The organism is Candidatus Symbiopectobacterium sp. NZEC151, assembly GCF_025962655.1.
GTDB lineage: Bacteria > Pseudomonadota > Gammaproteobacteria > Enterobacterales > Enterobacteriaceae > Symbiopectobacterium.
The window spans coordinates 1-19,663 of the sequence record NZ_JAGFPE010000010.1; the positions used below are offsets into that span (position 1 = coordinate 1).

General features: G+C 53.6%; 19 protein-coding genes. 10 read left to right on the forward strand and 9 right to left on the reverse strand.

Annotated elements, in window-relative coordinates:
• Positions 1–128 (reverse strand): hypothetical protein (locus tag J5067_RS21860; protein ID WP_181845996.1); only part of this gene is annotated, 128 nt, incomplete at its 3' end.
• A gap of 370 nt (positions 129–498) precedes the next feature.
• On the opposite strand from J5067_RS21860, the gene J5067_RS21865 reads away from it, so the two are divergent.
• Together J5067_RS21865 and J5067_RS21870 are read left to right on the forward strand one after the other, a co-directional pair.
• On the forward strand, positions 499–1,251 hold the full coding sequence (locus J5067_RS21865; protein WP_264644472.1) for a M48 family metallopeptidase: 753 nt from the start codon (positions 499–501) through the stop codon (positions 1,249–1,251).
• Positions 1,252–1,816: 565 nt separating this feature from the next.
• The gene (locus J5067_RS21870) at positions 1,817–2,404 is read left to right on the forward strand and encodes a LuxR C-terminal-related transcriptional regulator (RefSeq protein WP_264652013.1); all 588 of its coding nucleotides are present in this window, start codon (positions 1,817–1,819) and stop codon (positions 2,402–2,404) included.
• 66 nt (positions 2,405–2,470) lie between these two features.
• On the opposite strand, the gene speA is transcribed toward J5067_RS21870, so the two are convergent.
• Entirely contained in the window at positions 2,471–4,447 is a 1,977-nt protein-coding gene (speA, locus tag J5067_RS21875) for a biosynthetic arginine decarboxylase (protein ID WP_264644470.1), read from the reverse strand.
• A 980-nt stretch (positions 4,448–5,427) separates the two neighbouring features.
• On the opposite strand from speA, the gene metK reads away from it, so the two are divergent.
• From metK to ruvX, 7 genes are all read left to right on the forward strand, one after another.
• A complete protein-coding gene (gene metK, locus J5067_RS21880) occupies positions 5,428–6,579 on the forward strand; it encodes a methionine adenosyltransferase (RefSeq protein WP_264644469.1) in 1,152 nt (383 codons plus the stop codon).
• Between the two features lie 90 nt (positions 6,580–6,669).
• A complete protein-coding gene (locus J5067_RS21885; RefSeq protein WP_264644766.1) occupies positions 6,670–7,182 on the forward strand; it encodes a SprT family zinc-dependent metalloprotease in 513 nt (170 codons plus the stop codon).
• Positions 7,183–7,284: 102 nt separating this feature from the next.
• Positions 7,285–7,983 (forward strand): deoxyribonuclease I, encoded by a 699-nt coding sequence (endA, locus tag J5067_RS21890; RefSeq protein ID WP_264644468.1) that lies wholly within the window; start codon positions 7,285–7,287, stop codon positions 7,981–7,983.
• A gap of 120 nt (positions 7,984–8,103) precedes the next feature.
• Positions 8,104–8,838: a 16S rRNA (uracil(1498)-N(3))-methyltransferase gene (rsmE, locus tag J5067_RS21895; protein WP_264644467.1), complete on the forward strand. Its 735-nt coding sequence runs from the start codon at positions 8,104–8,106 to the stop codon at positions 8,836–8,838.
• Between the two features lie 12 nt (positions 8,839–8,850).
• Complete coding sequence (gene gshB, locus J5067_RS21900) at positions 8,851–9,810, forward strand: glutathione synthase (RefSeq protein ID WP_264644466.1); 960 nt, start codon at positions 8,851–8,853, stop codon at positions 9,808–9,810.
• 164 nt (positions 9,811–9,974) lie between these two features.
• Complete coding sequence (locus J5067_RS21905; protein WP_264644465.1) at positions 9,975–10,538, forward strand: YqgE/AlgH family protein; 564 nt, start codon at positions 9,975–9,977, stop codon at positions 10,536–10,538.
• Complete coding sequence (ruvX, locus tag J5067_RS21910) at positions 10,538–10,966, forward strand: Holliday junction resolvase RuvX (RefSeq protein ID WP_264644464.1); 429 nt, start codon at positions 10,538–10,540, stop codon at positions 10,964–10,966. The genes J5067_RS21905 and ruvX overlap by 1 nt, the downstream gene beginning before the upstream one ends.
• A gap of 98 nt (positions 10,967–11,064) precedes the next feature.
• Here ruvX and fbp read toward each other — a convergent pair whose 3' ends face one another.
• The gene (fbp, locus tag J5067_RS21915) at positions 11,065–12,069 is read right to left on the reverse strand and encodes a class 1 fructose-bisphosphatase (protein WP_264644463.1); all 1,005 of its coding nucleotides are present in this window, start codon (positions 12,067–12,069) and stop codon (positions 11,065–11,067) included.
• A 166-nt stretch (positions 12,070–12,235) separates the two neighbouring features.
• Here fbp and mpl point away from each other — a divergent pair, with 166 nt between their 5' ends.
• Positions 12,236–13,627: a UDP-N-acetylmuramate:L-alanyl-gamma-D-glutamyl-meso-diaminopimelate ligase gene (mpl, locus tag J5067_RS21920; protein ID WP_264652014.1), complete on the forward strand. Its 1,392-nt coding sequence runs from the start codon at positions 12,236–12,238 to the stop codon at positions 13,625–13,627.
• A 230-nt stretch (positions 13,628–13,857) separates the two neighbouring features.
• Here mpl and J5067_RS21925 read toward each other — a convergent pair whose 3' ends face one another.
• From J5067_RS21925 to hfq, 6 genes are all read right to left on the reverse strand, one after another.
• The gene (locus J5067_RS21925) at positions 13,858–15,156 is read right to left on the reverse strand and encodes an adenylosuccinate synthase (RefSeq protein WP_264644461.1); all 1,299 of its coding nucleotides are present in this window, start codon (positions 15,154–15,156) and stop codon (positions 13,858–13,860) included.
• Between the two features lie 98 nt (positions 15,157–15,254).
• On the reverse strand, positions 15,255–15,455 hold the full coding sequence (locus J5067_RS21930) for a DUF2065 domain-containing protein (protein ID WP_264623813.1): 201 nt from the start codon (positions 15,453–15,455) through the stop codon (positions 15,255–15,257).
• A 79-nt stretch (positions 15,456–15,534) separates the two neighbouring features.
• A complete protein-coding gene (hflC, locus tag J5067_RS21935) occupies positions 15,535–16,524 on the reverse strand; it encodes a protease modulator HflC (RefSeq protein WP_264644460.1) in 990 nt (329 codons plus the stop codon).
• Between the two features lie 2 nt (positions 16,525–16,526).
• On the reverse strand, positions 16,527–17,774 hold the full coding sequence (gene hflK, locus J5067_RS21940; RefSeq protein ID WP_222159847.1) for an FtsH protease activity modulator HflK: 1,248 nt from the start codon (positions 17,772–17,774) through the stop codon (positions 16,527–16,529).
• Positions 17,775–17,865: 91 nt separating this feature from the next.
• Positions 17,866–19,146 (reverse strand): ribosome rescue GTPase HflX, encoded by a 1,281-nt coding sequence (hflX, locus tag J5067_RS21945; protein WP_264644459.1) that lies wholly within the window; start codon positions 19,144–19,146, stop codon positions 17,866–17,868.
• A gap of 92 nt (positions 19,147–19,238) precedes the next feature.
• Complete coding sequence (gene hfq, locus J5067_RS21950; RefSeq protein ID WP_252321358.1) at positions 19,239–19,538, reverse strand: RNA chaperone Hfq; 300 nt, start codon at positions 19,536–19,538, stop codon at positions 19,239–19,241.
• Positions 19,539–19,663 lie beyond the last annotated feature (125 nt).

Sequence of the window (19,663 nt, forward strand, 5' to 3'; positions counted from 1 at the left end):
TCGCGCCACAGGACTTCGGCGATATCTGCCATACCCATGGGTGCGCCCGGGTGACCGGATTTGGCTTTTTGCACGCCGTCCATGCTGAGTGCGCGGATAGCGTTGGCAAGTTCTTTACGAGAGGACATGCTTTACTCCAGATCGGATTGAACAGATGTCTTGCCAAACATACGTTTAATAATCAATACGTTAGCCAGGAAGACCAAAGAGAGATGGCTATAAATGTACATGAAAATGCTGGCGATTGCACATGGAACCATTGGCGAAATAACAGGATTTCATGGCTATTTTGCGCCAAACAGGATTTTAGCTATCCTACATGCAGCAAAGCCTGCTGAAAGTGCGAGTGAATTCGCCGTTTTCCGATATTAAGACCATTCGCTTTCCTCTATTTTGAAACCGGGTTTCATCATAGTGGTCGATAAAAAGGAACATCTTTTCTGCCTTACCGTGAGCAGAATCTGCATGAGCCTGAAAACCAGTGAGGAAGATAAGGGTATGAGGATCAGAACACCGCTGTTAGCTCTGACTATCACCAGCCTACTGAGCGGCTGTCAAAATCTGGATAACAACACCTTGATGCAATCAGGGGTGCAAGCGTTTCAGGCGGCGACGCTGAGCGACGCGCAGGTAAAAACGCTCAGCGAACAGTCTTGTGCACAAATGGATAAAGAGGCCAAAATCGCGCCCGCCGACAGCAGCTATACAAAACGGCTGAACAACATCGCCGATGCGCTCGGCCACGATATCAATGGCACCCCCGCCAACTACAAGGTGTACCTGACCAAAGACGTGAATGCCTGGGCCATGGCCAATGGCTGCATCCGCGTCTACAGCGGGTTAATGGATATCATGACGGACAATGAAGTCGAAGGCGTATTGGGGCATGAAATGGGGCATGTGGCCTTGGGTCATAGCCGTAAGGCGATGCAGGTAGCCTATGCCACCAGCGCGGCCCGCACTGCCGTCGCCTCGGCGGGCGGCGTGGCGACCTCATTATCACAATCCCAATTGGCGGATATGGGAGAAAAACTGGTGAATGCCCAGTTTTCGCAGACGCAAGAGCGTCAGGCCGACGACTACTCTTTCGACTTGCTAAAACGGCGCGGTATCGATCAACAAGGATTAGCCAGCAGCTTTGAGAAACTGGCCAAACTGGATGCGGGCCGACAAAGCAGCATGTTTGATTCACACCCTGCCGCCGAAGAACGCGCGCAACATATTCGCGATCGTATCGCCGCAGGCAAGTAACCCGACAGATACCCTCACCGCAGCGATGTATCGAATCGGTACGTCGCTGTAATTATCGGCTAAAGGAATTACCCCACGCTATTAATCTTCCCTTAACAGAGAAGTCATTTTATTTGTATGGATAATTTATAATAACGATGGCGCACCCTCTGATGGCACGATAAATAAAAGTTTTTCGCCTTCATCCATGTTCCGTTATCACTTAAATAAATAAAAGTAATTAATTACATAATTTCAATCAATTATAGTAATTAATCTTCTCGCTAATACCTATTAATTCGATAGCGTAACACCATGTATTTTCAATACATTATATTTTTTAATAGGAAAATTCCCTAAATTTGATATGATAGTCACGCGAGAGTTGTAAAAATTTGTCAATTTTATCATTGAGATAGACTAATTATTTTCGTTAGTCCTATTTTTGAGATAGCGGATTCGTAAGACAGATAAATATTTCAAATTATTTCAAAGTGGTTTTTGGACGACTAACCCGACGAGCGCAATATTGACAACAATATTTGAGATATGTTTTTTTTGAATAAACTCATAAAGTCAAAACACCATGGATGTGAGAATTTTTAGCAAATGCAACTTTACGCTTGTCGGCTTACGTGAAATTTTTTCACGTGTCCCCGCGTTGCATGTAAAGTCTGCAAATCGATTTACATTGATACCCCAGGGAAGAAAAAAATGCATTTTTATCATCGATGGCGCAAGTGAAGGCTTCGAGGAATACTACGCGTCGATAAAATGTCACTTTTATGACATTGTTTCCGTTTTCATCATTATTAATAACTCAAACCACGAACCCGTTTGCATTGATGAAAAAACGGTGCTTATCCCTAAATCAACGTCGATCGGATACTTCTCTAACATATTGAATATAGAAGAGATCCATGAAAGTGGTGCCGCCCAGCCGGTTAAACTCTCCAAATCCGAGCATGCGGTATTTCGGTACTGGAGCGAGGGGTATTCGCCGGAAGTGATCGCCGAACGGGTGGGGATTAATAAAAAGTCAGTACTGAACAGCAAAGCAAGGCTGTTAAACAAATACGGCGTGCACGACAAGAATTCCCTGCTGCTGATTGCCACCATTCTGTTTAAACGACAAATCATTAAACTGGGTGAAGGCAGCGCCAATGCGCCTTAAGCGTGTTGCCTGTATTAAACAGAGATAAAAAGGGAGGCTATTGCCTCCCTTTTTTATGCCTTCAAACTAGGCATCTTCCAGGTAAGTGTAGCCATACAGGCCGCTTTCGAACTCATCCAGAAACTGCGACTGAATGTCAGCAGGCAGGTTGGTCTCTTTCACCTGATCGCGGAAACGCGACATCAGGACTTCGGGATCCAGTTGCACGTACTCCAGCATGTCTGCCACCGTATTGCCTTCATCGGACTCTTCCAGTTCGATGGAGCCGTCCTGGAACACGTAGACATCCACCGTCGCCGTATCGCCAAACAGGTTATGCATGTTGCCCAGGATCTCCTGATAGGCCCCAATCATAAAGAAGCCCAGCAGCGGCGGATTTTCCGGGTCATAAGGCGGCATCGGCATGGTGGTCGCGATACCATCACCATCGATGTAATGGTCGATGGTTCCGTCCGAGTCACAGGTAATATCCAGCAGCACGGCACGGCGCTCAGGCAGTTTGTCCAAACCTTCCAGCGGCATCACCGGGAACAGCTGATCGATCCCCCAGGCATCCGGCATCGACTGGAACAACGAAAAATTCACATACAATTTATCCGCCATGCGTTCCTGCAACTCGTCAATGATCGGACGGTGCGCGCGGTTGCTGGGATCAAGCTGCTGCTGAATCTGCTGGCAGATGCTGAGATAGAGCTGCTCCGCTTTCGCACGCTGCGTCAGATTTAACATCCCGTGCGTATATTGGGTATGCACATCATGCAAATCCATCTGGCTGTCGTGCAACCATTCACGCAAGGAACGCCGCGTTCCCGGCATTTTGATCTCCTGCCAGGTTGACCACAGGCTTTCCAGCGCGCGGGGATCGTCCTCTTCCGGCGGCATCGGCTCGCTGAACTCGTTGCGCTCCACCCCGATAATGTTGGACACCAGCACCGTGTGGTGTGCGGTAACCGCACGCCCGGATTCGGTGATCACCATCGGGTGCGGCAGACCGTGTTCATTACAGGCATCGCCAATGCCCCAAATCACGTTATTCGCGTATTCATTCAGGCCATAGTTGACCGAACAGTCAGATTGAGAGCGGGTGCCTTCATAATCTACGCCCAGCCCACCGCCGACGTCGAAACACTGAATATTGACGCCCAGCTTGTGCAGTTCCACATAGAAACGGGCGGATTCGCGCACACCCGTGGCAATATCGCGAATATTGGCCAACTGGGAGCCGAGATGGAAGTGCAACAGTTGCAGGCTGTCCAAACGCCCCGCTTCGCGCAGCATCTCGACCAGTTGCAGAACCTGCACCGCAGCCAGACCAAACTTGGACTTTTCACCGCCGCTGGATTGCCACTTGCCTGAGCCCTGCGAGGCCAGACGCGCACGCACGCCAAGGCGCGGCACCACGTTGAGCTGCTCAGCCTCTTCCAGCACCAGTTTAATCTCGGACATCTTCTCGATGACCAGATACACCTTGTGCCCCAATTTCTCGCCGATCAGCGCCAGACGGATGTATTCGCGATCCTTGTAACCGTTACACACGATCACAGTGCGCGTCATACCCGCGTGTCCCAGCACCGCCATCAATTCAGCTTTTGAGCCCGCCTCCAGCCCCAGCGGTTCACCCGAATTCACCAGCGATTCAATCACGCGCCGATGCTGGTTAACCTTGATGGGGTACACCAGGAAATAGCCGCCTTCGTAGCCGAAGGACTCCCGCGCACGACGAAACGCGGCGTTAATCGAACGCAAACGGTGTTGCAGAATTTGCGGAAAACAGAACAGCGCAGGCAAACGCTGGTGGTCCTGCTGCATCTCTTTCACCAGCCGCGCCAAATCAACGCGGGCTTCCGGCACGTCCGGATCCGGGCAAACGCTGATATGCCCCAACTCGTTCACGTCGTAATAGTTGTTGCCCCACCAGGCAATGTTGTACGTCCGTAGCATCTCGCTGGCATTGCGGTCATTCATGGCCACCTCTTGCATAGAGCGTAAATGTTCACGTTTACCCGTCGCTGACGAGCCATTTTCAATCATATCGTCAGACATAACGCACCTCTTTATTCATTCCACTCATCACATTACGACCTGTCCCAAAACGCTGTGTCACTTCCACCCACGTTGATGGCGACAGCGGTGAAAAAACTGGCTGCATGCAGTATGCCGCCGTTATGTGACCTTTATTAGTGTAGTAAAACACGCTATCAGACTCCGTCGCACCCGCGAAAGAAAACGTAACAATCCGTGCCTGCGCAACAAAGGCGGCAGCACACGCGTTGGGTTACACAGCTAAAAAATAGTAGAAAGACAACGCACGCAAACGCGGCAAAAACCCTGAACATAGGCGTATCAGCCTGCCCGGGAGTCCTGCGTTAAGCTCGTGGACACGCGACTTCGGGAAACAGCAGAGTGAGAAGAAAAAAAGAAAGGCTGAGTATTTGACGCCGATACGTCAAAAGAAACCTGTTGCAAATGCAACGGACTCGGCAAACCGTGGATCATTAAACCTATCACCTCCGTGCCGCCGCAACGATTGCGGTCAGGCTATGGGTCAAAACAGGGAGCATATACGCTTTCCGCTACGCGTTACGGGACACTGCAACCGCTCGCCGTTTATACCGATATGTGGGGGTAAAAGCAAAATGAAAATCACTTTTCAACCTTTTGTACCCTAAATAATTCGAGTTGCAGGAAGGCGGCAAGTAAGGGAATCCCGATGAGCTTACTCAAGTAAGTGATTCGGGTGACAAATCTGCCGGGAGCAGATTTGAACGCCGCTTGCGGCGGCCTCGTCAGAGGTGAGGCCCAGGGATGGGCCGAATAACGAACGCAGCCAACGCATCTGCAGCTTGAAGTATGACGGGGAAAACGGCAATACAATATTTCGATGATAGCCGTCCAGAAACAAAAAACTGCTGGTAATCCGTCCGCCAAGTGACCTAGAATAGCCATCCAGATGTTAATCCATCTATACTGTTTTACTGACACACCGCGACTACTACAGCATTTGCTTTGAAGGTATAAAACGCATGGCTAAACACCTTTTTACGTCGGAATCCGTTTCTGAAGGGCATCCGGACAAGATTGCAGACCAGATCTCTGATGCGGTTCTTGACGCCATTTTGGAACAAGATCCCAAGGCGCGCGTCGCCTGTGAGACTTACGTGAAAACCGGTATGGTGTTAGTGGGCGGTGAGATCACCACCAGCGCCTGGGTAGATATTGAAGAAATCACGCGTCGTACGGTACGTGAGATTGGCTACGTCAACTCTGAGATGGGGTTTGATGCCAACTCATGCGCTGTGTTAAGCGCCATCGGTAAACAGTCGCCGGATATCAATCAGGGCGTCGATCGCAGCAATCCCCTGGAACAAGGCGCGGGCGACCAGGGTCTGATGTTCGGTTATGCCACCAATGAAACCGACGTGCTGATGCCAGCTCCCATCACCTACGCTCACCGTTTGGTACAGCGTCAGGCTGAAGTGCGCAAGAACGGCACGCTGCCGTGGCTGCGTCCGGATGCAAAAAGCCAGGTCACTTTCCAATATGATGACGGCAAGATCGTCGGTATTGACGCGGTGGTCCTGTCGACACAGCACGCGGAAGATATTGCGCAAAGCGATTTGCATGAAGCAGTGATGGAAGAGATCATCAAGCCGGTTCTGCCGTCTGAATGGCTCTCTGCCAGCACCAAATTCTTTATCAACCCGACAGGCCGTTTCGTTATCGGTGGCCCGATGGGTGACTGCGGTTTGACCGGTCGCAAGATTATCGTGGATACCTACGGCGGTGCAGCGCGTCACGGCGGCGGTGCGTTTTCCGGCAAAGACCCGTCCAAGGTTGACCGCTCTGCGGCCTATGCCGCGCGCTACGTGGCGAAAAACATCGTCGCTGCGGGTTTGGCCGATCGCTGTGAGATCCAGGTGTCCTACGCCATCGGCGTGGCCGAACCGACCTCAATCATGATCGAAACCTTTGGCACAGAAAAAATCCCGGCAGAGCGCCTCACTCAGTTGGTACGCGAGTTCTTCGATCTGCGTCCTTACGGATTGATTCAGATGCTCGACCTGCTGCACCCGATTTATCAGGAAACTGCCGCTTATGGCCACTTTGGCCGCGAGCATTTCCCGTGGGAGAAAACCGACAAGGCCGCACAACTGCGCGCGTCTGCCGGTCTGTAACCACCACAGGGCATTCCTCTCCGGTCAAAGGCGGGAGAGGAATGCGCCTTTCAGTTGCATCCCGTTTTGCCTCGTTCTATCCTCAACGCCATGAACACGCCTCGCATTCCTATCGCTCTCCATCACGCTGTCATGCACTGTCTGCGTGAACGCCTGCAATTTGCTAATCAAGCCTTAGGCAGCCAGTACTCGGAGCCCAGCGTCAGCTATCAGCAGCGCGGTGCAACCGCCGGGACCGCCTGGCTACAGCAATGGGAAATCCGTCTGAACCCGGTGCTGTTGCTGGAAAACCAACAAGCGTTCATCGATGAGGTGGTTCCCCACGAACTGGCTCATCTGCTGGTGTATGCCCGCTTCGGCCGCGTTGCGCCCCATGGCAAAGAGTGGCGCTGGATGATGGAACAGATTCTGCAAACCCCGGCGAAACGCACCCACCGTTTCGCCACTGCCTCCGTGCAGGGCAAAACCTATCCTTATCGTTGCGCCTGCCAGCAGCACCAGTTGAGCGTGCGTCGCCACTATCGGGCCCAACGCGGCGATGCCACTTATCGCTGTCTGAAGTGCGGTACGCCGCTACAGCTCGACGCCGCGCCACAGACCTAAGCCGTTCCTCCTCACGGCGCGATAAAACGTACAGTATCCATTTGCGCGATACGTCGACGTTCGCTACTCTGCGCGTTTTACGCCAAGGGGTAAATTTGGAATATGCTTCGCAACATTCTTGTTATTTCCACACTGAGTGGTGCACTGTTTTCGGCGTTTGCCGCAGCGCAAACCATCAATAATTTCACTCAGGCCAAAGCCGTTGCCGTGCGTATTCATCAGGATGCACCCGGCTCCTTCTATTGCGGATGCCGTATCTCCTGGGAAGGCAAAAAAGGCACCCCCGATCTCGCCTCCTGCGGTTATACCGTGCGCAAAAACGCCGATCGCGCACAGCGCATTGAGTGGGAACACGTGGTGCCTGCCTGGCAGTTCGGCCATCAACGTCAATGCTGGCAAGACGGCGGCAGAAAAAACTGCACAGGCGATGAGGTGTATCGCGACATGGAAACCGATCTGCACAACCTGCAACCCAGCATTGGTGAGGTGAATGGCGATCGCGGCAACTTCATGTATGGTCAATGGAACGGCGGTGAAGGCCAGTACGGCCAATGCGCGATGAAGATTGATTTCAAAAACAAGCTGGCAGAACCGCCCGAGCGGGCACGCGGTGCCATCGCCCGGACCTATTTTTACATGCGCGATCGCTACCAACTGCAGCTTTCCAGCCAGCAAACCCAGCTGTTTACCGCATGGGACAAGCTCTACCCCGTGACTTCCTGGGAATGCACCCGTGACCAGCGCATTGCCGAGCAGCAGGGGAATCATAATCCTTACGTTCAGCAGGCTTGCCAGCGCTAGTTCCACTACCTACTATAGAGCGTTCAACCAACGCCGCTGATCACGACATGTACTGCGGCGATACCGTAAACATCGCCGCCGGACACGCGCTTGTGAATCACCAAAGGCCAAGATAGACCTATGCGAATACCGCGTATTTTTCACCCCGAGACCGTGCCGCTCACGGGGGGTGACATCGAATTGAGTGAGGATGCCGCCAACCATGTGGGCCGCGTGCTGCGCATGAATCCGGGCGACGCGTTGCAGCTTTTTGACGGCAGCAACCACGTTTTTGCAGCCGAGATCCTGTCGGTCAGTAAAAAGCAGCTTATCGTCCGCACGCAACCCGGCGTTGGGGAAGACAAAGAGTCACCGCTCCATCTGCACCTGGGTCAGGTGATGTCGCGCGGCGAGAAGATGGAGTTCACCGTGCAAAAATCCATTGAACTCGGGGTCAATGTCATCACACCGCTGTTTTCTGAGCGTTGCGGCGTGAAACTGGACGGTGAGCGATTGGAGAAAAAAATCGCGCAGTGGCAAAAAATCGCTATCGCCGCCTGTGAGCAGTGTGGCCGTAACCGTATCCCCGAAATCCGGCCCGCCATGACGCTTGAGGATTGGTGCGCCGAGCACGATGAAGCCCTGAAACTGAATTTACACCCGCGCGCGACGCACAGCATCAACACGCTGCCTGTACCGCTTGCGCGCGTTCGGTTACTCATTGGTCCCGAAGGGGGCCTGTCTGCCGATGAAATAGCCATGACGGCCCAGCACCATTTCACCGACATTCTGTTGGGGCCGCGCGTTTTACGTACTGAAACGACTGCACTTACCGCCATCACCGCCTTACAGGTGCGTTTCGGCGATGTGGGGTAAAGGAGAAAAACCATGATCAAGCTCGGCATCGTGATGGATCCCATCGATTCCATCAACATCAAGAAAGACACCAGCTTTGCCATGCTGCTGGAAGCGCAACGCCGCGGTTATGAGCTGCATTACATGGAGATGAACGACCTCTATCTTCATGCTGGTGAAGCCCGTGCCACCACGCGTCGCCTCAGCGTACAGTACGACTATGATGGCTGGTACGATTTCCACGGCGAGCAGGATATCGCCCTGCACGAACTGGATGCGGTCCTGATGCGTAAGGATCCGCCGTTCGATACCGAATTCATCTATGCCACCTATATCCTGGAGCGGGCGGAAGAAAAAGGCACGCTGATCGTCAACAAGCCGCAAAGCCTGCGTGACTGTAACGAGAAGCTCTTTACCGCCTGGTTCCCGCACCTGACGCCGGATACGCTGGTCACGCGCCGCGCCGACAAGCTGCGTCAGTTCCACCAGCAGCATGGTGATGTGATCCTCAAACCGCTGGATGGTATGGGCGGCGCGTCGATTTTCCGGCTGAAACAGGATGACGCTAACGTTTCGGTTATCATCGAAACCCTGACCGAACACGGCCAGCGCTACTGCATGGCGCAAAACTATCTGCCCGCCATCAAAGACGGTGACAAGCGTATTCTGGTGGTGGATGGCGAACCCGTGCCCTATTGCCTGGCGCGTATCCCGAAAAGCGGTGAAACGCGCGGTAATCTGGCTGCCGGTGGACGCGGTGAAGCGCGCCCGCTGACGGAAAGCGATTGGCAAATCGCGCGCGCGGTGGCACCGACGTTGAAACAGAAAGGGCTGATTTTTGTCGGTCTTGACGTCATCGGCGATCGACTGACAGAGATCAACGTGACCAGCCCTACCTGCGCGCGGGAAATCGAAGCGGCATTTCCTGACGTTTCCATTACCGGTATGCTGATGGATGCCATTGAGCGCCGCCTGGCAGATCGCCAGCGTTAAGGTGGTTGGTGTAAAGGTTCTTGGCATTAATGTGCTTTACGTTAATGTACTTCGCGTTAAGGTATCCTGCATTACGGTGCCCAGCATGAGGGATACCCACCGATACCCGCCCGTGGCAACACGGGCTTCCCCTTCCCCCTGACCAGAGCGAATAACCACGCACAATGAATTTACAGCATCATTTTCTTATCGCCATGCCAGCCGTTCAGGATCCGGTATTCAAACGCGCCCTGATCTATATTTTCGAGCACAATGAAGACGGTGCAATGGGGCTTATCGTCAACAAACCGATGGACCAATTTTCGGTAGAAGACATCCTGAGCAAGCTGCGTATCGAGCCGACGCCTCGCGATCCCGACATTCGTCTGGATAAGCCGGTGTTCTCCGGTGGTCCGCTGGCGGACGATCGCGGTTTTATTCTGCACACGCCGCAGTCGGGTTTTGGTTCCAGCATCAGTATTTCCAGCGATGTCATGGTTACCACGTCAAAAGATGTGCTGGAGACGCTGGGCACACCGACACAGCCACGGGAAACGATGGTGGCCTTGGGGTATTCCGGCTGGGAACAGGGACAATTGGAAACAGAACTGCTGGAGAACGTGTGGCTCACCGCCCCCGCAGAAGCCGATATCCTGTTCCATACCCCGATCGCAGAGCGCTGGCGCATGGCGGCGAAAAGGATTGGTATCGATATCCACAATATCGTGGCCGATGCGGGGCATGCCTGATGACCAACCGAACCCTGATGGCCTTCGATTTTGGCACCAAAAGCATCGGTGTTGCCATCGGCCAGGAAGTCACCGGCACTGCGCGACCGCTTACGGCGTTCAAGGCGCAGGACGGCGTGCCTGACTGGAACCAGGTAGAGAAAATACTCAACGAGTGGCAGCCTGATTTACTGGTGGTGGGGTTGCCGCTGAACATGGATGGCACCGAGCAGGAGCTGACCGCAAGAGCGCGCAAGTTCGCCAACCGTTTACACGGGCGTTTCGGCAAACCGGTGGAACTACAGGATGAACGTCTGAGCACCGTAGAAGCACGGGCTGACCTGTTTGAACGCGGTGGGTTTCGCGCATTGAATAAAGGCCAGGTGGATGCCACCTCGGCCGTCATTATTCTGGAAAGCTGGTTTAGTCGTCAAACGCCGGGGCAGTAAAGGGATACCCATCCTCTTTCACGTAGCGGGTAGGTCGGCCACGCGAAGTCGTTAGGGTATATGGCAATACCTCTCAGCGGCGTTGGTGCAAACCGTCGCTATTCGTCCGGGAACTCAGCGATGAAATGTTCCACGTCGTTCACCATGGATTCGGTGCCGACAAAGAACGGGCAGCGCTGGTGCAATTTTTCCGGCGTAATATCGAGAATACGGCGTGCGCCATCGCTGGCTTTACCGCCTGCTTGTTCCGCCAGGAATGCCATCGGGTTGCATTCGTACAGCAAACGCAATTTTCCTTTCGGATAGCTTGCGGTGCTCGGGTACAAGTAGATGCCGCCTTTCAGCAGGTTACGGTGAAAATCCGCCACCAGTGAGCCGATATAGCGCGAGGTGTAAGGACGCTGCGTTGCCTCATCCTGTTCCTGACAGTACTTGATGTACTTCTTCACGCCCTGCGGGAATTTGATGTAGTTCCCTTCGTTAATCGAGTACATGTTCCCTTTTTCCGGGAAATGCACGCGTTCGTGCGACAGGCAGAAAACGCCCAGGGAAGGATCGTAAGTAAAGGCATGCACGCCGTGACCGGTGGTGTACACCAGCATGGTCGAGGAGCCGTATACGATATAACCCGCCGCCACCTGCTTGTTACCCGGTTGCAGGAAATCCGCTTCCGTGACCGGCGTACCCAACGGGGTAATACGACGGTAAATGGAGAAAATGGTGCCAACAGATACGTTAACATCAATGTTGGAAGAACCATCCAGCGGGTCCATTAACACCACATATTTGGCGTTTAGACCGCGGTCGCCTTCAAAAACGACGATCTCATCTTCTTCTTCGGAGGCAATCCCCGCTACTTCACCACGCGCTTTCAGTGCCGCTTTCAGTTTTTCATTGGCATACAGATCCAGCTTCATCTGCACTTCGCCCTGAACGTTCGACACGCCGCTGGTTCCCAGGATATCAACCAGTCCAGCCTTGTTGATATCACGGTGAATAATTTTGGCGCCCAGTTTGAGTGCGGACAACAGCGCGGTCAGTTCACCGGTTGCGTGAGAGAAATCGTGCTGTTTTTCGACGATAAATTCGCCTAACGTTTTCATAACACTATTCCAGAATCTACGAATGAAAAGCGGTTTCAGTTTTCACCGCTCATGTTTGCGCATGCAGTGTAGCCCAAACAGAAAGCCGCACCTAGTCAAATCCATTTCTTATGCGTAATCCAGGCGCTAGAATACGCGAAGACTTTCAGGAACTGATGGAAAATGTATGCGTATTCATATTTTGGGCATCTGTGGCACCTTTATGGGCGGTTTGGCACTGCTCGCTCGTTCATTGGGACATGAGGTTACCGGTTCGGATGCCAACGTCTATCCTCCGATGAGCACGTTGCTGGAAGAACAAGGCATCAGCCTCATTCAGGGCTATGACCCGTCGCAGTTAGACCCCGCGCCGGACCTGGTGATCATTGGCAACGCCATGAGTCGCGGCAACCCTTGCGTCGAGGCGGTGCTGGAAAAAAACATTCCCTACGTCTCCGGGCCACAGTGGCTGCATGACGCGGTGCTGCGTGAACGCTGGGTGATTGCCGTTGCGGGCACACACGGTAAAACCACCACCGCCGGGATGGTAACCTGGATTCTGGAAGCCTGCGGCTACCAACCCGGATTCGTCATCGGTGGTGTTCCCGGCAACTTTACCGTTTCTGCCCGCTTGGGTGGCGGCACCTTTATGGTAGTGGAAGCCGACGAATATGACTGTGCGTTCTTCGACAAACGTTCAAAATTCGTGCACTATGCGCCGCGCACGCTGATCCTGAACAACCTCGAATTCGATCATGCGGATATTTTTGACGATCTGAAAGCCATCCAGAAACAGTTCCACCATCTGGTTCGTCTGGTGCCGGGAACCGGTAAAATCATATTGCCAGACAATGATTTACACCTTAAACAGGTGATGGGTATGGGCTGTTGGAGCGAGCAGGAGTTAGTGGGTGACGACGGTGTCTGGAAAGCGAAAAAAGTCACGACCGATGCCAGCGAATTTCAGGTTTATCTGAACGATGAGTGGGTCGGCGAAGTACGTTGGAAGCTGGTGGGCGAGCACAACATGCATAACGCCCTGATGGCCATCGCGGCGGCGCGCCATGTCGGCGTGCCCGCAGAAGAAGCCTGCCGTGCGCTGGGCGGATTTATCAACGCCCGTCGCCGCCTTGAACTACGCGGCACCGTCAACAACATTAGCGTCTACGACGATTTTGCACACCACCCAACGGCGATCCTTGCCACGTTGGCCGCATTACGCAGCAAAGTGGGCGGAACGGCACGCATTTTGGCCGTGCTGGAGCCACGCTCTAACACCATGAAAATGGGCGTTATCAAGAATGAGCTAGCCCCGTCATTAGGCCGTGCAGACGAGGTGTTCCTGTTCCAGCCGCAGCACATTCCGTGGCAGGTGGTTGAAGTGGCTGATGCCTGTGTGCAGCCGGCGCACTGGAGCGCGGATATCGACACGCTGGTAGAGATGATCGCCAAAACCGCTCAACCGGGTGACCATATTCTGGTGATGAGTAACGGCGGGTTCGGCAATATTCACAACACGCTGCTGGCGGCGTTGGAGAAGAAAGCAGCATCCGCGCAGGATGAAAGCGACGAGCGGTAAAACAGAACTAAAGCCAAAAGGACGGCTTTTCGTCCTTCGAGGTTGCTGATAAACCGACCTAAAACAGCGACACTCACCTCTCTCTGTCATCCTCGGCGCAAGCCGGGGATCTCTGCCAGAAGAAACGCGTTTCACCTGCAAGAGATTCCCGCCTTCGCGGGAATGACAGAACGTCAAAAAGGACGGTTTCCCGTCCTTTTTTCGTTGATGCGTTTAGTATGGTTTACACATTACGCATCGAACGGATCGCGCAGGATCATGGTTTCGCTACGATCAGGGCCGGTGGAGATAATATCAACCGGCACGCCGGTGACTTCTTCCACGCGCTTGATGTAGTCCAGCGCAGCCTGCGGCAGTTTGCTGTGGTCCTGCACACCAAAGGTGCTTTCCGTCCAGCCCGGCAGGGTTTCATAGATAGGCTCGATGCCTTCCCAACCTTCAGCCGCCAGCGGCGTCACATCCACTTCGTCACCGTTCGGCATACGATAGCCGACGCAGATCTTCACTTCTTTCAGTCCATCCAGCACGTCCAGTTTGGTCATGCAGAAACCGGACAGGGAGTTGATCTGTACGGCACGGCGCACGGCAACCGCATCCAGCCAACCGGTACGGCGACGACGGCCGGTGGTTGCACCAAACTCATTGCCTTTCTGCGACAGATGTTCACCAACATCATCAAACAGTTCGGTAGGGAACGGACCAGCACCCACGCGGGTAGAGTAGGCTTTAACGATACCCAGCACATAGTCTACGTAACGCGGACCCAGACCAGAACCGGTGGCAACGCCGCCCGCCGTGGTGTTAGAGGAGGTTACGTACGGATAGGTACCGTGGTCGATATCCAGCAGCGTGCCTTGCGCGCCTTCGAACATCACCAGATCGCCGCGCTGATGCGCTTTGAACAGCAGATCGGAGACATCTACCACCATGGCAGTGAGAATGTCGGCAATCGCCAGCACGTCATCCAGCACTTTCTGATAGTCCACCGCTTCCACTTTGTAATAGTTAACCAGTTGGAAGTTGTGGTACTCGACGATCTCTTTCAGTTTGACGGCAAACGTCTGCTTATCGAACAGATCGCCCACGCGCAAACCACGACGCGCCACTTTATCTTCATACGCAGGGCCGATACCACGACCGGTAGTACCGATAGCTTTCGCGCCACGCGCTTTTTCGCGCGCGTTATCCAACGCGACGTGATAAGGCAGAATCAGCGGACAAGCTTCAGAAAGCAGCAGACGTTCGCGTACCGGAACACCGCGCGCTTCCAATGCGGTCATCTCTTTCATCAGCGCATCAGGTGCCAGCACAACACCGTTACCGATGATGCTAACCACGTTTTCACGCAGGATGCCAGAGGGGATTAAGTGGAGGACGGTTTTCTCACCGTTGATAACCAGAGTGTGACCAGCATTGTGACCACCCTGGTAGCGCACAACATACTTAGCCCGTTCAGTCAGCAGGTCAACGACCTTGCCTTTACCTTCGTCACCCCATTGGGTGCCCAGTACGACGACGTTCTTACCCATTTCAAGAATCACCAGGTTGCTTAAAAATGGATTCTATCATCTCACTTGGTTGCTTTCAGTACTTTTAGCATACGTTTGCGCACATTTTTTGAGGCAATTTAGCTTCCCGCGCGATGACGCAACATGTAGTAGATCACAATGCCAGCAACCACTAATCCGCCGCCAAAACGGCGTAAAATTGTATCTGGCTGCTGCGCCATCGCCAGGATCATACGACGCCAAATCCGTGGAAACAGCAGCGGCCCCAGCCCTTCCACAATCAAGACCAGGCCCAGCGCCAGCCAAATAGTGATACTCATACCCACTCCGATGAAAAATTTTGCCATTAAAAAAGCCCGTATAACCATACGGGCTTTTGGTGAAAAACGGTAACGCTAATCAGCGTGCAAGCGAGGTCGTGGGTGAACGCATATAGCGGAAGAAGTCGCTATCCGGGCTGAGCACCATCACGTCCTGATTGTCGTTGAAGCTGGCTTCATAGGCACGCAGGCTACGGATAAAGGCATAGAAGTTCGGATCTTCGCTAAACGCGTTGGCAAACAGCTTGGCCGCTTCCGCATCCCCTTCACCGCGCATGATCAGCGCTTCACGTTCCGCTTCGGCCAGAGTGCGGGTCACCAGATAATCTGCCGCCGCTTTCAGTTTCTCAGCCTGTTCCTGACCTTGAGAACGGTGACGACGGGCAACCGCTTCACGTTCTGCACGCATACGGGCGAAGATCGCATCCGACACTTCCGTCGGCAGGTTGATCTGCTTGATACGCACATCGATCACTTCGATACCGAGAGCCGCCATACTGTTCGGGTTGATGTGCGGTTGCGCACCCTTGGTCTCTTGCTCCACGCGCGCAGCAGCAGAGGCAATGGCGCTATCCGCTTCCGTGGTTTCACCGGTACCGGTATTCAGCGCATCACGCACGTCCAACATCAGTCGGCCACGAGAATCGGTAACAATACCACGCACGTCTAAACGGCCGATTTCAGAACGCAAGCGGTCGCTGAACTTACGTTTGAGCAGCACTTCAGCCTGAGAAATGTCACCGCCGCCTGTCGCCAGGTAGTAGCGGCTGAAATCACTGATGCGCCATTTGATGTAAGAATCCACGATCAGGTCTTTCTGCTCCGAAGTAATGAAGCGATCGGCCTGATTTTCCATGGTTTGGATACGCGCATCCAACGTCTTCACGGTATCAATAAACGGGACTTTGAACTGCAAGCCCGGCGAGTAAATAACGGGTTTGTTCTCGCCATCGCGCAATACTTTGCCAAAGCGCATCACGATCCCACGCTGGCCTTCCTGCACCACAAACACTGAGGCATAGAGCACCATCAGCACTAGGGCGAGGATAAAAACGATAGACTTACGCATTATTATTCTCTCCCAAAATCACGCTGCGCGTTTGCACGACGCTGGTCCATGACAGTTCCACCCGTGCTGGTACGGGTTTGTCCGGTGGTTGCTCCGTTGTTATTCGGTGCAGACGGCAGACGCATCGGCGCAGCCGTGGTGTTACTGGTCGCGTTACCGCTGGCATTGCCAGTCTGACCGCGCATCAGTTGATCCAACGGCAGCACCATCAGGCTGTTGCCTTTGTCATTAACCAACACTTTCCGGGTATGTCCCAGTACGCGCTCCATGCTTTCGATATAGAGACGTTCGCGGGTAATTTCTGGCGCGGCTTTGTATTCCGGCAGAATCTTGGCAAAACGCGCCACTTCACCCTGCGCTTCAAGCGTGATACGAGCGCGATAAGCGCGCGCCTCTTCCAGCACACGCTGTGCCTGGCCGTTGGCACGCGGCTGCACTTCGTTGGCATAGGCTTCTGCTTCACGGATGTATTGCTGTTCGTTCTCACGAGCAGCAATCGCGTCATCAAACGCAGCTTTCACTTCCTCCGGCGGACGCGCCGCCTGGAAGTTAACGTCCAACAGGGTTAACCCCATGTTGTACGGACGAATGGTCTCTTCCAATACGCGTTGCGTGTCAGTACGCACGATGGAGCGCCCCTCAGTGAGGATTTTGTCCATGGTGTATTTACCGATAACCCCGCGCAGGGCGCTGTCCGTCGCCTGACGCAGACTGTCGTCAGCATTGGTGACGCTAAACAGATAGCGCTCCGGCTCCGTGACACGATACTGAACGTTCATCTCCACGCGCACCACGTTTTCATCCGACGTCAACATCACGCCCGATGTGGCCAATTCACGCACAGACTCCACGTTTACCGCACGAACCGAGTCGATAAATGTCGGTTTCCAGTTCAGACCCGGCCCTACCAGGTGGCTGAACTTGCCAAAGCGTGTTACTACGCCGCGCTCGGCTTCTCGGATGGTGTAAAAGCCGCTCGCGGCCCAAATCACCACTGCCGCCACCGCGACAATACCCACGACACGGCCGCCCAGGCCGCTGCCAGAGGTGCCGCCGCCGTTACCTGAATTCCTGCTTCCGCCCAGTTCGCCCAGCTTTTTGCTCAGCTTGCGGAAGATATCATCCAGATCGGGAGGACCTTGATCCCGGCCGCCTTTATTATTGTTTCCGCCAGAGTTGCCGCCTTGATTATTGCTGCTCCCCCACGGGTCGCGGTCCTGTCCGTTATTACCGGGCTGATTCCACGCCATGTTTTAGCTCCATTCTTTTATGATTGGTGTTCTTCAGGTTCAATATCCCAGAGTCCGCAGAACGATGCCGATATCGACCAACAAGTCAGTCTCAAACCACATAATCCGCGAGTTCTTGCTCTTGTTTGCAAAGACGACGCCAGTCCACCATCGGCATACGCACGATAAGACCCACGCGACCGTCTTCCTCAATCCATTCTTTTTCTATTGCCTGAAGCTGGTAAAAACGACTACGAAGGCGTCCTGCCTGCGGAGGAAGGCTCAGAGAATAATGTGCGATGTCCCCTGATAGCCGCTCCGTCAATGCCTGAAATAACAACGAAATTCCGTCACCCGTCTGGGCAGAAAGCCATACCCTGACCGGCACATTCTCTTCGTTGCGATCGATACGCGGAACGAAACCGTCCAACATGTCGATTTTGTTCATCACGAGCAGCACAGGAATCTCATCAGCCTCGATTTCCGCCAGCACGTCATTTACCGCCACGATATTCTCGTTAATACGAGGATCGGCAGCATCCACTAAGTGCAACAGCAACGACGCCTGACGCGTTTCCTGTAATGTCGCTTTAAACGCCGCCACCAAATCGTGCGGCAAGTGACGAATAAATCCCACGGTGTCGGCCAACACCGTATCCCCGACATCCACAACATTAATCCGTCGCAGCGTAGGATCCAGTGTGGCAAACAGCTGATCGGCAGCATAAACGCCTGCCGCTGTCATTTCGTTAAACAGGGTGGATTTTCCGGCGTTGGTGTAGCCCACCAGTGCAACCGTGGGCACATCCGCGCGCGTTCTGGCGCGACGCCCTTGTTCACGCTGCTTCTCCACGCGCTCAAGGCGAGAGAGGATTTGGCTGATACGGTTACGCAACAAGCGACGGTCAGTTTCGAGCTGGGTTTCACCCGGCCCACGCAGGCCAATCCCCCCTTTCTGACGCTCAAGGTGCGTCCATCCCCTTACCAAACGCGTGGCAAGGTGACGCAACTGCGCCAGTTCAACCTGCAATTTCCCCTCGTGAGTACGCGCACGCTGGGCAAAAATATCCAGAATCAATCCGGTTCTGTCGATAACACGGCATTCGCACAAACGCTCAAGGTTACGCTCCTGAGCAGGCGTCAGCGCATGATTGAACAGCACAACAAAGGCATCGGTGGCTTTCACCGCCTGCGCAATTTCTTCCGCCTTGCCTTCACCCACAAAATATTTGGAGTGCGGTGCCTTACGGCTACCGGTGATCACCTGCAATGACTCGATACCGGCGGAGGAAACCAGAGATTCAAACTCCAGCAAATCGTCCGTATCTCTGTCTTGCGAAAAATAAATATGAACCAATACGGCCCGTTCACCGGCTTCATAACGGTCAAACAAACGTGCGACCTCTCAAACAAACGAAAAACACCCTGGTGGAAAGCGTTAGCGATGTGTACAAGCTCCCCACCGGGGTGAAAGCGCAATACGCGTTATTCCGCGTCATCACTTTCCTGCGCCGACGACTGCTGATTTGCAGACGAACCACCATGGTAGTTGCTGGTGCCAGGGTTATTGCTGTGATGAGAAACCGGACGAGACGGCACCACGGTGGAGATAGCGTGCTTATACACCATCTGGCTAACCGTGTTTTTCAACAAGATAACGAACTGATCGAAAGACTCGATCTGGCCCTGCAACTTGATACCATTCACCAAATAAATAGAAACCGGAACACGTTCGCGACGCAGCGCGTTCAGGAACGGGTCTTGCAAAGATTGCCCCTTAGCCATTCTATATTTTCCTTATTTGCTTGTTGTTTGTAACAAAGAACCCCAAGGCTCTAAAATAATGATGTAAAAAAGTTGTGCGCTGAGACTCGCCAATTGTACACAATCGGCCACCCTATGCACTAACT

What these genes read in the sequence shown, in the direction of transcription:
- gshB (WP_264644466.1), top strand. Translation starts at nt 8,851, where the DNA reads ATGATCAAGCTCGGCATCGTGATGGATCCCATCGATTCCATCAACATC.
- J5067_RS21865 (WP_264644472.1), top strand. Translation starts at nt 499, where the DNA reads ATGAGGATCAGAACACCGCTGTTAGCTCTGACTATCACCAGCCTACTG.
- hflK (WP_222159847.1), bottom strand. Translation starts at nt 17,774, where the DNA reads ATGGCGTGGAATCAGCCCGGTAATAACGGACAGGACCGCGACCCGTGG.
- J5067_RS21870 (WP_264652013.1), top strand. Translation starts at nt 1,817, where the DNA reads ATGGATGTGAGAATTTTTAGCAAATGCAACTTTACGCTTGTCGGCTTA.
- fbp (WP_264644463.1), bottom strand. Translation starts at nt 12,069, where the DNA reads ATGAAAACGTTAGGCGAATTTATCGTCGAAAAACAGCACGATTTCTCT.
- ruvX (WP_264644464.1), top strand. Translation starts at nt 10,538, where the DNA reads ATGACCAACCGAACCCTGATGGCCTTCGATTTTGGCACCAAAAGCATC.
- mpl (WP_264652014.1), top strand. Translation starts at nt 12,236, where the DNA reads ATGCGTATTCATATTTTGGGCATCTGTGGCACCTTTATGGGCGGTTTG.
- J5067_RS21925 (WP_264644461.1), bottom strand. Translation starts at nt 15,156, where the DNA reads ATGGGTAAGAACGTCGTCGTACTGGGCACCCAATGGGGTGACGAAGGT.
- endA (WP_264644468.1), top strand. Translation starts at nt 7,285, where the DNA reads ATGCTTCGCAACATTCTTGTTATTTCCACACTGAGTGGTGCACTGTTT.
- speA (WP_264644470.1), bottom strand. Translation starts at nt 4,447, where the DNA reads ATGTCTGACGATATGATTGAAAATGGCTCGTCAGCGACGGGTAAACGT.
- J5067_RS21905 (WP_264644465.1), top strand. Translation starts at nt 9,975, where the DNA reads ATGAATTTACAGCATCATTTTCTTATCGCCATGCCAGCCGTTCAGGAT.
- J5067_RS21930 (WP_264623813.1), bottom strand. Translation starts at nt 15,455, where the DNA reads ATGAGTATCACTATTTGGCTGGCGCTGGGCCTGGTCTTGATTGTGGAA.
- hflC (WP_264644460.1), bottom strand. Translation starts at nt 16,524, where the DNA reads ATGCGTAAGTCTATCGTTTTTATCCTCGCCCTAGTGCTGATGGTGCTC.
- metK (WP_264644469.1), top strand. Translation starts at nt 5,428, where the DNA reads ATGGCTAAACACCTTTTTACGTCGGAATCCGTTTCTGAAGGGCATCCG.
- rsmE (WP_264644467.1), top strand. Translation starts at nt 8,104, where the DNA reads ATGCGAATACCGCGTATTTTTCACCCCGAGACCGTGCCGCTCACGGGG.
- J5067_RS21885 (WP_264644766.1), top strand. Translation starts at nt 6,670, where the DNA reads ATGAACACGCCTCGCATTCCTATCGCTCTCCATCACGCTGTCATGCAC.
- hfq (WP_252321358.1), bottom strand. Translation starts at nt 19,538, where the DNA reads ATGGCTAAGGGGCAATCTTTGCAAGACCCGTTCCTGAACGCGCTGCGT.